We start from the raw sequence: 14399 nt of genomic DNA on the forward strand, positions 1-14399 counted from the left end.
GTGGAGGCGCGGCATTCCGGCAGGGGCTATCGTCCCCCCGCGGCTGCGCCGGGTGCCATCGTCCGATGGCCCGATACCTTCGGCACGCGCTTCACGCTGTTCGTCGATACCGAAGAGGAATTCGACTGGGGCGCAGCGTTCAGCCGCGACGCCGGCGGCACCAGCCACATGTCAGCGATGCCCGACGCGCATGCCCGCTTCGCCGCGCACGGCGTTCCGCTGACCTGGCTGATTGACTATCCGATCGCGACTTGCCCGCGCGCGGTCGAAATTCTCCGCGGGCTGATCGGCGACGGCCGCTCGGCGATCGGCACCCAGCTTCATCCGTGGGTCAACCCGCCTTTCGACGAGGATCTCTCTGCCGCCAACAGCTTCGCCGCCAACCTTCCTGGCCCGTTGGAAGCGCAGAAGCTCGCAACCCTTACCCAGGCCATCGCCGTGGCATTCGGCGTCCGGCCGCCAATCTATCGTGCCGGACGCTATGGTATCGGCCCGAACAGCTTCGCCACGCTCGCCCGGCTCGGCTACCGCGCCGACACCTCGATGCGTTCGGGCTACGACTATTCCCGCGACGGCGGTCCCGATTTTTCGGCCATCCCCAACCACGCGTTCCGCACGGGCCCCGCGGAGACGATCGTCGAGCTCCCGCTGACCACGGTCTTCACCGGCACGCTGCGCCGGGGCGGCGCCATGCTCCATCGTCGGCTCGGCAGCGTGCCGCGAGGGCGCGGCGCGGCGGCGCGGCTCGGCCTGTTGTCGCGGGTGGCGCTCACGCCCGAAGACATGCCGCTGGACGAAGCACTCGAAGCGGTCCGCATCGCGGTGGGGGAGGGAGTGCGGCTGCTCAATTTCAGCTTCCATTCGCCTTCGATCCAGCCCGGCCACACGCCTTATGTCCGCGACGCCGCCGATCTCGCTGCGTTCTGGCGGTGGTGGGACGCGGTGTTCGCCTTGCTCGGGCGGCTGGGCGTCGCGCCAGCATCGCTCGCCGAGATCCTCGACGCGGCTTGCGGCGCGGGCCCAACCTCCGCTACTGCCGCGGGCGCTGGGGGCCTGTAGCTCAATGGTTAGAGCTGGCCGCTCATAACGGCTAGGTTGCGGGTTCGAGTCCTGCCGGGCCCACCAGCACTTTAAAACGTCATACGCCGGGTTGTGCATCGCGGCACAAAGGCCTAGGCGGCATCGGCGTCGGGGAGTGGCGCAGTCCGGTAGCGCGCCTGCTTTGGGAGCAGGATGTCGCAGGTTCGAATCCTGTCTCCCCGACCATTTAATCCCGATCTGCCGCCACTGGCGCCGCTGTCGGTGCGTCGTCGGGCATTCCATCCAACGCCCGCGCCAACTGCTCGCGGTCCAGCGCGCCTTCCCAGCGCGCCACGACGATCGTCGCAACCGCATTGCCGATAAAATTGGTCAAGCTGCGGCATTCGCTCATGAAGCGGTCGACCCCGAGGATCAGCGCCATTCCCGCGATCGGCACCTTCGGCACGATCGCCAGCGTCGCCGCGAGCGTGATGAAGCCCGATCCGGTGACGCCCGCCGCGCCCTTCGAGCTCAGCATCGCCACGCCGAGCAAGGCGATCTGCTCGCCGAGGGTCAATTGCACCCCGGTCGCTTGCGCGATGAACAGTGCGGCCAGCGTCATGTAGATGTTGGTGCCGTCGAGGTTGAACGAATAGCCGGTGGGCACCACCACCCCCACCACTTCCTTGTCGCACCCGGCGCGTTCCAGCTTCTGGATCAGCGCAGGCAGCGCGGCTTCGGAAGACGACGTGCCGAGCACGAGCAGCAACTCGCCCTTGAGATAGCGGATCAGCTTGAGAATCGAAAAGCCGTTCAACGCGGCCACGCTGCCGAGGATCACCAGCACGAAGATCAACGCAGTCAGATAGAAGCTGCCGACCAGTGCGCCGAGGCTCCACAGGCTGCCGAGACCGTATTTGCCGATCGTGAACGCCATCGCGCCGAATGCGCCGACGGGCGCGGCCCACATCACGATCGTCACCAGCCGGAATATGACCAAGGCGAGTCGTTCGAGCATGTCGGTCACCGGCCGCGCGGCCTCGCCGACCAACGTCAGCGAAACGCCGAACAGCACCGCGACGAACAGGATCTGGAGGATCGATCCGCTGGTGAAGGCCGACACCAGCGTGGTCGGGATCACTGAGAGCAGGAAGCCGGTGACGGTGGTCTCGTGCGCCTTTTCGGCAAAACCGTGAACCGCCGCGGCGTTGAGCGTCGAGGGATCGACGTGCATCCCCGCGCCAGGCTGAATCACGTGCGCGACGACGAGCCCGACGATCAGCGCCAGGGTCGAGAAGAATAGGAAATAGACGAACGCCTTGACCACGACGCGGCCGAGCGCCGCCAATTGGCGCGATCCGGCGATCCCGGTGACGACGGTCAGGAAGATCACCGGTGGGATGATCATCTTGACGAGATTGATGAAGCCATCGCCGAGCGGCTGCAGGCTCGCGCCGAAAGCAGGGGAGAAATAGCCGACCGCAACGCCGGCGACGATGCCGACCAGCACCCAGAAATAGAGCAATTGCCAGAACGGCCGCTTCTGCCCGTCCGCGTGCACGCCAGCTCCCATCCTCGTCCCCTTCGCAGTCGCGCAGGTCGATCCCCGTCGCGATCAACGCATTACAAACAAAAAGGGCGCCCCCGCGGGAGCGCCCTTCCTGAATTTCAGCTCCGGCCCATGCGGGCCGGAAAAGAGATCAATGCGCGGTCGCGTTGTCGTGCGCGGCGTCGGCCTTGTTCTCTTCGACATCGGCAGCGTTCTCGAGGACGTTCTCGGCAACGACGTTCGACGTGTTGTCGGCTGCCTCTTCGTAGATCGCAGCGTTCGCCTCGTGGCTCTCGGCAACGTTCTCGGCAGTGGTGTTGGTGGTGCCGCCGCCGCAAGCTGCGAGCGACATCAGGCCTGCGGTCGCAGCAACAATGAGGATCTTCTTCATGGGGTGCTCCTGTGGAACATTAAACGTTTCGCATCCGGCCCAATGCCCGACGCGAACCGCTGGAATAGCGGTCGTTGCGCTTGCGTCAATCGCAAATGCGACAAACCGCAAGATTTCTGCCACTTTTCTGCCCGAATTAGGACATCGGAGCGCCTTGACATAAATCAGTGGGCGGCAGGCTGAACCTTGCCGATGTCCTCCGGCGCGTTCGCCACGATCGCCAGCAGCGCCGTCCATGCTGCCACATTCTGACGCAGTTGCTCGGGGTCGATCTTGTCGAGCGTGTCGTCGGGCGTGTGGTGGTAATCGAAATAGCGCAGCCCCGACTGGTCGAGGTCGATCCCGGCGACCCCGGTGCGCAATACGGGCCCAACATCGGTGCCCCCGCCCGCAATACCGTGGCCGCGCGAAATGCCGAGCGGGCCGAGCGCGGTCGCCAGCCGGTCGGCGATCGGCTTGGCCGAATCGGGCAGATTGGTCTCGAACTTCCACACCCGGTCGGCCCCGAAATCGGATTCCGACGCGAAGACATGGCGTTCGCCGGCATGCGCCTTGGCATAGGCCTCGCCGCCGAATCCTCCCACTTCCTCGGCGCCGAACCATACGACGCGGATCGTCCGGCGCGGCTGGCCTGCGTCGAGGATCCGCTTTGCCGCCGCGGTGGTGATGCCGAGCCCCGAGGCATCGTCGATCGCGCCGGTGCCGAGATCCCAGCTGTCGAGGTGGCCGCCGACCAGCACAATCCCCGCCTGTGGGTCGCTGCCCGGCACGTCGGCGATGACGTTGCCCGATTCGGCCTCGCCCTTGAATTGCGGGGTGACCAGCAGCTTGAGCCGCACCGGCCCACGCTTGAGCAACCGTTCGAGCTGCTCGGAATCGGGGAGCGACAGCGCCGCCGCCGCGATCGGCTTGGTGCCGTCGGGCCAGTTGGTCACCCCGGTATGCGGGTTGCGGTGATGATCGGTGCCGATCGAGCGGATCAGGATCGCCGCAGCGCCCTTGCTCGCCGCGAGCGCCGGACCCTGCCGGCGGGCACCGCCGAACACGCCATATTGCGAGCCGTCCTGCGTCGGCGTCATCGCGTGGCTGACGAACACGATCTTGCCCTTCACGGCTTGCGCGGGCGCGGCCTGCAGGTCGGCGAGCGTCGGGAAGAAAGCGACTTCGGCCTCGACGCCCTTGGGTCCAGTCGATCCCGAATTGCCGAGCGCGGCGATCGTCAATTTCTGCGACGAGGTGCCGAGCACTTCAGCGCTCTCCGCGCCGCGCACCCAGACTGGCATCTTGTAGGTCTCGATATGGACGTTCTGGAAACCGAGCGCGGTCAGCTTCTTCACTGCCCATGCCCGCGCGCGCGCCTCCGCCTCTGTCGCGGCGAGGCGCTGGCCCACTTCGGTAGTCAGCCCTTCGGTGATCTCCCAGGCGAGATCGTCCTTGAGCGCCGCGTCGCGCAACGCGACGACATCGTGCGTCTGGGCGAGCGCGGGGAGGGGAAGGGCGAGCGCCGCGGCGGCGGCGAGCAGGATGCGCTTGGTCATGACGGCGTTGCTAGCCATGCCCGTAACATTTGCCAAGGCGCGTTTCCGATTTGTTCGTATCTCCGCCGCGTTGCCATTTGGCGCTCCGATCGCTACATCGCGGCCAAACTTCCCGCAGACAGAATTTCCATCGGAGACCCTATCGTGGCCGCCCAATACGCCTACGTCATGAAGGACATGACCAAGACCTTCCCCGGCGCTCCCAAGCCGGTGCTGTCGAACATCAACCTGCAATTCTATCAGGGCGCCAAGATCGGCATCGTCGGCCCCAACGGCGCCGGCAAGTCGACGCTGATGAAGATCATGGCGGGCGTCGACAAGGATTTCACCGGCGAGGCGTGGCCCGGCGAGTACATCACCGTCGGCTATCTCGAGCAGGAGCCCCAGCTCGACCCGAGCAAGAATGTGCTCGACAACGTCAAGGAAGGCGCGCGCGAGACCGCCGACCTCGTCGATCGCTTCAATGCGATCTCGGCCGAGATGGGCGATCCCAAGGACGATACCGATTTCGACGCGCTGATGGAGGAAATGGGCGATCTCCAGGCCAAGATCGACGCAGTCGACGGCTGGACGCTCGACAACCAGCTCGAAGTCGCGATGGAGGCTCTCCGCTGCCCGCCGGGCGACTGGCCGGTCGAGAATCTCTCGGGCGGCGAGAAGCGCCGCATCGCGCTCACCCGGCTGCTGATCCAGAAACCCTCGATCCTGCTGCTCGACGAACCGACCAACCATCTCGACGCCGAGAGCGTCCAGTGGCTCGAAAATCACCTCAAGGAATATGCCGGCGCGGTGCTGATGATCACCCATGATCGCTATTTCCTCGACAACGTCGTCGGCTGGATCCTCGAGATCGATCGCGGCAAATATTTCCCGTACGAGGGCAATTACTCGACCTATCTCGAGAAGAAGTCGAAGCGCCTCGAGCAGGAGGAGCGCGAGGAATCGAGCCGCCAGACCGCGATCAAGAACGAGCTCGAATGGATCCGGCAAGGCGCAAAGGCCCGCCAGACCAAGTCCAAGGCGCGTATCGCCAAGTTCGAGCAGCTGGTCGAGACGCAGAAGAATCGCAAGCCGAGCGGCGCCCAGATCGTCATCCAGGTGCCCGAGCGCCTCGGCGGCAAGGTCATCGAAGTCGAGAACATCTCCAAGGCCTATGGCGACAAGCTCCTGTTCGAGAACCTCTCGTTCACGCTGCCCGCGGGCGGCATCGTCGGGGTGATCGGTCCCAACGGCGCCGGCAAGTCGACTCTGTTCAAGATGATCACTGGACAGGAGACTCCGGACAGCGGCACCATCGACCTCGGCTCGACCGTGCGCCTCGGCTATGTCGACCAGAGCCGCGACCATCTCGATCCCAAGAAGAACGTCTGGGAGGAAATCTCGGACGGGCTCGATTACATGAAGGTCAACGGCCATGACGCCTCGACCCGTGCCTATGTCGGCGCATTCAACTTCAAGGGCGCCGACCAGCAGAAGAATGTCGGCAAGCTCTCGGGCGGCGAGCGCAACCGCGTCAACATCGCCAAGATGCTGAAAAAGGGCGGCAACGTCCTGCTCCTCGACGAGCCGACCAACGATCTCGACGTCGAGACTCTGGGCGCGCTCGAGGAAGCGATCGAGAATTTCGCGGGCTGCGCGGTAGTGATCAGCCACGATCGCTTCTTCCTTGATCGCCTCGCCACGCACATCCTCGCCTTCGAGGGCAACAGCCATGTCGAATGGTTCGAAGGCAATTTCGAAGCCTATGAGGAAGACAAGCGCCGCCGTCTTGGCGACGCCGCAGACCGGCCGACGGCGCTGTCGTACAAGAAGTTGACGCGCTGATCGGCGTGTCGGTCGGATATGAGCGCTGGCAGGGGCCGGTGGCGGATGCCGCCGATCCGTTGCTGGCGCTCTGCCGGTCGATCTTTCCGGATTTCACCGACTCCTATTTGCTTGATCGGCTGCCTCGGTTGACCGATCCGATGCTGTGGCTCGCGGTCGAAGGCGGCGAGTGGCAGGGTTTCAAGCTCGGTTATCGCCGCGGCGGCGATATGCTCTATAGCTGGCTGGGGGGCGTTACCCCCGAATTGCGCGGACGGGGCGTCGCCGCTGAATTGATGCGCCGGCAGCATGCCGACGCGGCTGCCTGTGGTTATCGCCTTGTCGAAACCCGCACCCGCGCTGCGAACAACCCGATGATCGTGCTCAACCTGCGCCAAGGTTTCCACGTTGCCGGTTTCGAGACGGATGCGCGGGGAATCCCGGTGGTGATCCAGCGCAAGGAACTGGCGTCGCCCCAGGCCTGAACGCGCCGGGCTACCGTAGTCAGAGCGCGCTGGTGTCCACACACAGCGCCGGAATCGTCGCGGCAGTGAACCGCTCGCCGAACGCGATCTCGCGGCATTCAGCATAGGCGTCGTCCGCGGGCCCCCACATCTGGTGGATCACACCTGCGTTGACATCCACGACCCAATATTCCGGGACGGCGTTGTCCGCATAGAGCTTCCTTTTGCGTGCCATATCGAACGCGAGGGTAGCATCGGAAACTTCAACGATCAGGCGTACAGACTGGAGCGGGATTAATCCCTTTCCTTCCGGATCATCGGTTACGACGATGTCAGGCTCCGGGGAGCTGTATGGAGGAACCGCGATCGAGCCCTCTACGATCGCTTCCAGGCCTCCGATCTCACGTAAGCAGTCGGCGATCGCGAGAAAGAGACGCGATTTCACTCTGGCATGCGGCCGGTGCTGCGCGTTCATGAAGAAGATATCCCCCTCGATCAGCTCCGTCTTCGCATAATCCTGGAAGGCCCCATGCTCGTCGAGCAGCAGATAATCCTCAAGCCGCAGCTTTACCGGCAGGTGGGCGTTGTTGAGGGGGAGGACCTCGGTCATGCGGATAGCCTTATCATATTCTATCCCTGAACGCATGGGCTGACCCTCCCGCTCATCGTCTTCCAACCTGTTCCGACGCGTCAGCCTCGGTTGCGCGCCGCGTCGACGCTCCACGGTCCGGCACCGGCTGCGGCGAGATACAGGAAGATGAACGCGTAGAGCAGGATCGCCTCGCCGCCATTGACCGAGGGGAAGAAGCCCTTGGGTGCGTGGGCCATGAAATAGCCGACCGCGCACATGCCCGAGGCGATGAACGCCACCGGCCGGGTAAGCAGGCCGATCAGCAGCAATGCGCCGCCGACGAGCTCGATCGCACCCGCCGCGAGCAGCAGCGGCGGCAGCGGCGCCGGCATCGGGAAGGGCGGCAGCCCGAAGAATTTCGAAGTGCCGTGGTGGAGGAAGGCGAGCGCGGCGACGATGCGCAGCACGCTCAGCAGGGGGCCGGACCAGTTCGCGGGAATGGGCATGCGTTCCTCCTGTTCACGGCGCGCGATGACGAGGCCGTTTCGAAGGTGGAACCTTTCATGCCGCGACCCAAGAATCAACCGGCCGGTGGGAAACCCTGCGTTTACGCCCTCACGCCGTGAAGCGCTTGGTGAAGCCCTTGGTCTGCTTCTCGTTCTCGGCCGAATAGGCTTCGACATGCTCGACGCGGGCCAGCGGCGAACCCTCGCGGCAGCCCTCGACCAGCTTGGCGACGGTCTCGTCGTCGCCGGAGACCAGAATCTCGACTCGCCCGTCCTTCACGTTGCGCACCCAGCCGGTCAGGCCGGTCCGCTGCGCCGTGCGCACTACCCAGTCGCGATAGCCGACGCCCTGGACGCGACCTGAAACCAGAATACGCTGTGTCGCCATAAACCCCACGCTGACCCGGACCCGAACGCGGGTCCCGTCGCCAGTCTAGCACGGTGCATCGAAAGGTGGGCGGGGCGATGCTGCGATTCACCGCATCCGAAGCACGATTCAGGGCTGGGTTCAGGGGTAGGTTACGGCAATCACTTCATATTCCCGCTCGCCGCCGGGCAAGGTGACCCGGCGCAGATCGCCTGTCGTCGCCCCGCGCAGCGCGCGTGCGAGCGGCGCGTTCCAGCCGATCAGTCCGTTGCCGGCATCGGTCTCATCGTCGCCGACCAGGGTAAGTATCCGATGGTTGTCGTCTTCGTCGGCAACGGTGACGGTCGCACCGAAGAATATGCGAGTACGATCCTCCTGCATCGCGGGGTCGACCACCTTGGCCGCCTTCATCCGCTTCGACAGCCATCCCAGTCGCCGGTCGATCTCGCGCAGCCGCTTGCGGCCATAGATGTAATCGCCATTCTCGGAACGGTCACCATTGCCTGCTGCCCAGGCGATCGTCTCGACCAGCTTCGGCCGCTCGCCGCCGAACAGCGCGTCATATTCGGCCTTGAGCGTCGAATAGCCGGCGGGGGTGATGTAATTGGGGCGGTCCATTCCCTGTCCCCATACGGCATCCCGGCAAAGGCCGGGAAGACCAAGTTGGATTAGCCCGGCCGGTTTTTGCCCAGATACCAGCTCATGTTCGCCGGCCCGCGCGAGCGGGCATATTGCGGGTTCATCAGGTCATAGACCACGGCGTTCTCGAGCACCCGCTGGACGTAATTCTTGGTCTCGAAGATCGGGATCTGTTCGACCCATTTGACCATGTCGCCGCCCGGAAGCCGCGGGTCGCCATTGGCACGGATCCATTTGTTCACATTGCCCGGCCCGGCATTATAGGCCGCCACTGCCAGCGGATAGCTGCCGTAGAGGTTGTAGACGCGCTGGAAATAGCTCGAGCCGAGCTTGATGTTGTAGTCGGTGTCGGTGGTCAGCGATTCGCGATCATAGCTCAGCCCCAATTTGCCGGCAGTCTCGGCCGCGGTTCCCGGCATCAGCTGCATCAGCCCGCGCGCGCCGGCATGGCTCACCGCGGCGCGATCGAACTGGCTCTCCTGCCGCGCGATGGCGTGGACGATCGTCCAGTAATCGCGCTGCGATTCGGGCACGCGGACCGACGGGAACCCCGCCGCGGTATAATCGGAAAGCCCGTTCTCGAGCGCGCTGCGCCCGACCATCACGCCGAGATCGGGGCGTCCGATCGTGCGGCTGAGTTCGGCGGCAAGGACGTGGTCGGTGTCGGAGGTGGCATCGCGCGCGATCTGGCGGATGAACAGCCCCTGCGACACGCGGTCGCCCTGGGTGCCCAGCAATTGCGCCGCGCGGACCGTCTCGCGCCGATAGAACGTGTCGCGCGTCACCGGATCGGCGACCCGCGTGTCGAGCGGCGGTGGGCCCTTTAGCGGCCGCCCGATCCGTTCGGCGGCGAGTTGGCCGTAATAAAGGTCGGCGAAGCCCGCGGCGCGTGCGAAATAGCCCTCCGCACCCACCTGATCGCCCGCCGCCTCGGCGGCGCGTCCGGCCCAGTATAGTCCCTTCGACTGAGTCGTCGGAGTCTTCGAGCCCTTCGAATAGCGTTCGAACATCCCAACCGCGTCGCGAGCCCGGGCGAGATTGTAATACGCAGTGGTGCCGGCGAGCCAGGTCAGGCTGGTATAATCGTCGCGTTCGCCGAGCGGCAGTTCGGCGATTACCGTGGTCGACGGGAAGGCGTCGTCGACCTGGCTGGCGATCTGGTAGGCAAGGCTGTGCTGCCCGTCGGCGGAAGCGCCGCGCGCCGCCATCAGCAGCACTTCATACCAGGCTTCGGCGTCGCCCGGATAGGATGTAAGCCGCGGCCGCTGGGCAAGATAGGCGCGCATTGCCGGGCTCTGCCCGGTGTCGCGTAGCCAGCGCGCGCGGTCGGCGATATAGCCCGGATCGCTGCGCCCGAGCTCCATCGCAGTGGCGCCCTTGAACGCCGCATCGGCAGCCTTGCTCCGGAAGGCGATCCGCGCCTCGAAGATCGCCCGCTTCGCCGGCGAGACGAAAGCGAGCTGGCGCTGGGCGAGGCTCACCGAGCCCTTCCACAGCAGCATGTCCATCCGCGCGTCGTGATCCGCGGGCGTCAGCGCCGACAGGAAGCCCGACATCAGCCTGCTCTCGTCGGATGCGCGCAGCTGGCCCGCGCGCCAGGCCCTGCGTGCCTGTTCGTCGGCATCGGCGCGTCGGCCCGACGCCGCCAGAGCCTCGGCGAAGCGGAGATGGCCGGCGGGGGTCAGCGGCGGGAAGCGCGAGAAGAAGCCGACGACCAGCCCCGGCGCCCCGCTGCCGTTGTCGAGCGAGGTTTCCGCCGCCGCACGCCGGCTCGTCTCGCCGGGCCAGCCGGGATGCGCGAGCATGAAATTGGCATAATCGGCGAACGGCCAATTGTCGGACTGCTGCAGCCGCTTCCATTCGATCAGCGCATAGGAGACCGGATCCCCTTGCGCATAGGCCGGCTGGACGGGTGAGATGGCGCTTTGCAGTGCCCCCGCCATCGACCGGATTTGTTCCTGCGAGAGCTGCGATGAAACCGCAACTCCCGATACCCCAGCGAGCAAAACAGCGCTCTTGATAACCGACGCGAGCATACTGGACATCATAGGCGCTCGCCGCCTATCTGCCAGTCCCGATTGCGGGAATTGAGAAAGATTTTCACGTCATGTTCTCCGGGTCGATCCCTGCTCTGGTCACGCCGTTTCGCGATGGCAGGTTCGCAGAAGGGGATTACCGGACCCTTGTTGAATGGCAGATTGCCGAAGGTTCGGCGGGACTGGTTCCGTGCGGCACCACCGGCGAAGCCGCGACCCTGACCAAGGACGAGCATTTCCACGTCGTCCGGATCTGCGTCGATCAGGCGAAGGGCAGGGTGCCGGTGCTCGCCGGCGCCGGCTCGAACGACACCCAGGTCGCGATCGCCAACGTCCATGCCGCCAGGGCTTCGGGCGCCGATGCCGTGCTGATGGTGCCGCCTTATTACAACCGTCCGAGCCAGGACGGCATCTTCCGCCATTTCGAGGCAGTGGCGCAAGCGACCGACTTGCCGATCATACTCTATAACGTTCCCGGTCGCACTGTCACCGACGTCCTGCCCACGACGATGGCGCGCATCGTGGAGGCGTTTCCAGACCGCTTCCTCGGCGTCAAGGACGCCACCGGCCAGCTCGGCCGAGTGTCCGAACAGCGCGCCGGCTGCGGCAAGGGCTTCATCCAGCTCTCGGGCAATGACGAGACCGCGCTCGCCTTCAATGCGATGGGTGGGACGGGTTGCATCTCGGTGACTGCCAATGTCGCGCCGCGGCTCTGCGCCGAGTTTCAGGCCGCCTGGGCCGCGGGCGACAATGCCCGGGCGCTCGAGCTGCACGATCAGCTCTATCCGCTCCACATCGCGATGTTCACCGATGCGTCGCCCGGCCCGATCAAATACGCGCTCGGCAAGGTGCGGCCCGGTTTCCCCGGCGAGCTTCGCCTGCCGATGACCGCGGCCTCCGAAGCCAGCCGCTCTGCGGTCGATGCCGCGCTGGCGCACGCCGCATTGATCTAGCTGCATTCGCTTCGAGCGGCGCCGCTTGCAAAAGTTGCATCTTGCACTGCGGCGAACGGTGGAATTCTGTCACAATCCGATCACAATCCAAGCCTAGCCGCCCGGTCAGGGAACATAGCCCTTTCGCGAAAGACAGCCCTCCTGTGCTCAGTGAGCGTCGGGGGATTGCTGCGTTCGTTCGCGAACTAAAAACAAGATTGGGGAACCGATGAAATCCGCATTTACCCGCCGCGCGCTTCGTTCGAGCGCCGCCGCCGCCGCATTGCTCTACGCCGGCACTGCCTTCGCGCAGGACACCGCTACCACGCCCGAGGCTGAGTCCGGCGACATCATCGTCACCGCGCAGCGTCGCGAGCAGCGGCTGGTCGACGTGCCGGCCTCGGTCCAAGTAGTGCAGGGCGAGGCGCTCCGTGAGTTCCAGGCGGCAGGCGACGATACGCTCGCGCTCGCCGGCCGCGTACCCGGCCTCTATGCCGAAACCACTACCGGCCGCATCTTCCCGCGTTTCTACATTCGCGGCCTTGGCAACATCGATTTCTATCTCGGTGCGTCGCAGCCGGTGTCGATCATCCAGGACGATGTCGTGCTCGAGCATGTCGTGCTCAAGTCGAACCCGGTCTATGACCTCGATCATGTCGAAGTACTGCGCGGCCCGCAGGGCTCGCTGTTCGGCCGCAATACCACTGCCGGCATCGTCAAGTTCGACACGATCCGCCCGAGCGACACCTTCCAGGGCCGCGCCGCGATGTCGGTCGGCGAATATGGCAGCTCCAACATCGACGCCGGCTTCGGCGGACCGATCGTCGACGACATTCTGTCGTTCCGCATCTCCGGGCTCTATCAGCATCGCGACGACTGGGTCGACAACACCTATACCGGCCCGAGCTTCGACGGCACCCGCGGCAGCTTCAACGCGATGGGCGGCTTCGACGACCGCAATCTGCGCCTCCAGCTCCGCTTCACTCCTACCGACCGACTGACCTTCGACCTGTCGGGCCATGGCCGCTGGTACAAGGGCACGTCGACGCTGTTCCACCGCGGCGCATTGGTGAAAGGCTCGAACAGCGTCGAGAACGAGTCGCGTGACCGCGTCGCTTATGACGAGGCGATGGACAATCCGCAGGCATACGACACCTACGGCACGTCGCTCCGCGCCAGCTACGATCTCGGCGGCGCCCTGCTCACGTCGATCTCCGCCTGGGAAACGACTTCGGGCTATAGCCGCGGCGACACCGACGGCGGCGCCGCGCCGCTGTTCGCCGGCACGGCCTTCTATGGCGAGTCGCAGGGCAATGTCCGCGATCTCGACCAGTTCAGCCAGGAGCTGCGCATCGCCAGCCCGGGCACCGGCCGATTCAATTGGCAGCTCGGCGGCTATTATTTCGACTCGCGCGACACCACCGATTTCTACCAGCGTCGCTTCTTCCTCACCACGCCGTTCAGCGCGGCAAACCCGAACAGCAACAATCCGAACAATTGGGTGCGGCTGCACAACATCAACACCAGCTGGGCGGGCTTCGGCCAGCTGAGCTATGAGCTCGTCCCCAATCTGACGCTCACTGCCGGCGGTCGCGTCACCAACGACAGCAAGTCGACTCGGCTGCTCAAGACCGCTGACAGCGGCACCGGCGCAGTCACCTATCCGGGCCGCCGCTTCGTCGAGCTCGAGGACACCAAGGAAAGCTGGGATGTCAGCGCGCTCTACAAGCTCAGCGGCGATGTGAGTCTCTATGCGCGCGTCGCCAGCGGCTTCCGCGGGCCGACGATCCAGGGCCGTTCGGCGGTGTTCAACTCGGACTTCACCACGGCGGATTCGGAGACGATCCTGTCGTGGGAAGCCGGCGTGAAGGGGGCGCTGCTCGATAACCGCGTGCGGTTCGGGCTGAGCGGCTTTTACTACACGGTCGACGACATCCAGCTCAACGCCAACGACGTCAACGGCAACGGTGTGCTGCTCAATGCCGACAAGGCCAAGGCGTACGGCGTCGAGGCCGAGCTCGACCTGCACCCCGTCGAGAATTTCGCGCTCTCGCTGGGCGGCAGCTGGCTGCACACCGAGATCGACGATCAGGACGCGCTTGCGCAGGTCTGCGTACTCGGCGGCGTGGTCACCTGCACCGTCAACGATCCGACGGTGAACATCGCCGGCCGCGGCGTCTTCGCGCGGATCGACGGCAATCGCCTGCCCAATGCGCCCGAGTACAATCTCAACGTGGCGGCGCGCTACGACATCCCGACTGCGAACGACGGCAAGTTCTTCGTCTCGACCGACTGGAACCTGCAGGGCTTCACCAGCTTCGTGCTGTACGACACCAAGGAGTTCACGTCGGACGGCAACTTCGAAGGCGGTCTGAAGATCGGCTATGAAGGCAAGGGTGGCGACTGGGAAATCGCGGCGTTCGCACGCAACATCACCAACGAGAAGAACCTCAAGGGCGTGATCGAGAACTATATGGCCGCGGTGTTCAACGATCCGCGGATCATCGGCGTTTCGTTCAGCACCCGGATGCGCTGACCTTATAATGCCTCCACCCGTCATCCCGGCGAAAGCCGGGATCTCAG

General features: G+C 65.0%; 13 protein-coding genes and 2 tRNA genes. 7 read left to right on the forward strand and 8 right to left on the reverse strand.

Annotation, left to right across the window (positions count from 1 at the left end; all coding sequences use genetic code 11):
* The 3 genes from E5A73_RS01665 to E5A73_RS01675 all read left to right on the forward strand — a co-directional run bounded on the left by E5A73_RS01665 (position 1) and on the right by E5A73_RS01675 (position 1266).
* Complete coding sequence (locus E5A73_RS01665; RefSeq protein WP_135962059.1) at positions 1-1059, forward strand: polysaccharide deacetylase family protein; 1059 nt, start codon at positions 1-3, stop codon at positions 1057-1059.
* A tRNA-Ile gene (locus E5A73_RS01670) sits at positions 1050-1125 on the forward strand. Before E5A73_RS01665 ends, E5A73_RS01670 begins: the two co-directional genes overlap by 10 nt.
* 64 nt (positions 1126-1189) lie before the next feature.
* Positions 1190-1266: transfer RNA gene (locus E5A73_RS01675), tRNA-Pro, on the forward strand.
* A gap of 1 nt (position 1267) precedes the next feature.
* On the opposite strand, the gene E5A73_RS01680 is transcribed toward E5A73_RS01675, so the two are convergent.
* The 3 genes from E5A73_RS01680 to E5A73_RS01690 all read right to left on the reverse strand — a co-directional run bounded on the left by E5A73_RS01680 (position 1268) and on the right by E5A73_RS01690 (position 4498).
* Positions 1268-2593 (reverse strand): dicarboxylate/amino acid:cation symporter, encoded by a 1326-nt coding sequence (locus E5A73_RS01680; RefSeq protein WP_135962060.1) that lies wholly within the window; start codon positions 2591-2593, stop codon positions 1268-1270.
* Positions 2594-2720: 127 nt separating this feature from the next.
* A complete protein-coding gene (locus E5A73_RS01685) occupies positions 2721-2960 on the reverse strand; it encodes a hypothetical protein (RefSeq protein WP_135962061.1) in 240 nt (79 codons plus the stop codon).
* Positions 2961-3124: 164 nt separating this feature from the next.
* A complete protein-coding gene (locus E5A73_RS01690; protein WP_135962505.1) occupies positions 3125-4498 on the reverse strand; it encodes a M28 family peptidase in 1374 nt (457 codons plus the stop codon).
* A gap of 144 nt (positions 4499-4642) precedes the next feature.
* Here E5A73_RS01690 and ettA point away from each other — a divergent pair, with 144 nt between their 5' ends.
* Together ettA and E5A73_RS01700 are read left to right on the forward strand one after the other, a co-directional pair.
* Positions 4643-6322, forward strand: coding sequence for an energy-dependent translational throttle protein EttA (gene ettA / locus E5A73_RS01695; protein WP_135962062.1), 1680 nt, complete (start codon positions 4643-4645; stop codon positions 6320-6322).
* Between the two features lie 5 nt (positions 6323-6327).
* Positions 6328-6786: a GNAT family N-acetyltransferase gene (locus tag E5A73_RS01700; protein ID WP_135962063.1), complete on the forward strand. Its 459-nt coding sequence runs from the start codon at positions 6328-6330 to the stop codon at positions 6784-6786.
* A gap of 19 nt (positions 6787-6805) precedes the next feature.
* Here the strand turns inward: E5A73_RS01700 and E5A73_RS01705 are convergent, their stop codons facing one another.
* From E5A73_RS01705 to E5A73_RS01725, 5 genes are all read right to left on the reverse strand, one after another.
* Complete coding sequence (locus E5A73_RS01705; protein WP_135962064.1) at positions 6806-7375, reverse strand: Uma2 family endonuclease; 570 nt, start codon at positions 7373-7375, stop codon at positions 6806-6808.
* Between the two features lie 80 nt (positions 7376-7455).
* Positions 7456-7842, reverse strand: coding sequence for a DoxX family protein (locus tag E5A73_RS01710; RefSeq protein ID WP_135962065.1), 387 nt, complete (start codon positions 7840-7842; stop codon positions 7456-7458).
* A 109-nt stretch (positions 7843-7951) separates the two neighbouring features.
* Complete coding sequence (locus E5A73_RS01715) at positions 7952-8230, reverse strand: acylphosphatase (protein ID WP_135962066.1); 279 nt, start codon at positions 8228-8230, stop codon at positions 7952-7954.
* A 120-nt stretch (positions 8231-8350) separates the two neighbouring features.
* Entirely contained in the window at positions 8351-8827 is a 477-nt protein-coding gene (gene greB / locus E5A73_RS01720; RefSeq protein ID WP_135962067.1) for a transcription elongation factor GreB, read from the reverse strand.
* 50 nt (positions 8828-8877) lie between these two features.
* The gene (locus tag E5A73_RS01725) at positions 8878-10884 is read right to left on the reverse strand and encodes a lytic transglycosylase domain-containing protein (RefSeq protein ID WP_135962068.1); all 2007 of its coding nucleotides are present in this window, start codon (positions 10882-10884) and stop codon (positions 8878-8880) included.
* 71 nt (positions 10885-10955) lie between these two features.
* On the opposite strand from E5A73_RS01725, the gene dapA reads away from it, so the two are divergent.
* Positions 10956-11837: a 4-hydroxy-tetrahydrodipicolinate synthase gene (gene dapA / locus E5A73_RS01730; RefSeq protein ID WP_135962069.1), complete on the forward strand. Its 882-nt coding sequence runs from the start codon at positions 10956-10958 to the stop codon at positions 11835-11837.
* 208 nt (positions 11838-12045) lie between these two features.
* Positions 12046-14352: a TonB-dependent receptor gene (locus E5A73_RS01735; protein WP_135962070.1), complete on the forward strand. Its 2307-nt coding sequence runs from the start codon at positions 12046-12048 to the stop codon at positions 14350-14352.
* The last annotated feature ends 47 nt before the right edge of the window (positions 14353-14399 follow it).

The sequence above is a fragment of the Sphingomonas gei genome (assembly GCF_004792685.1).
Lineage (GTDB): Bacteria > Pseudomonadota > Alphaproteobacteria > Sphingomonadales > Sphingomonadaceae > Sphingomonas > Sphingomonas gei.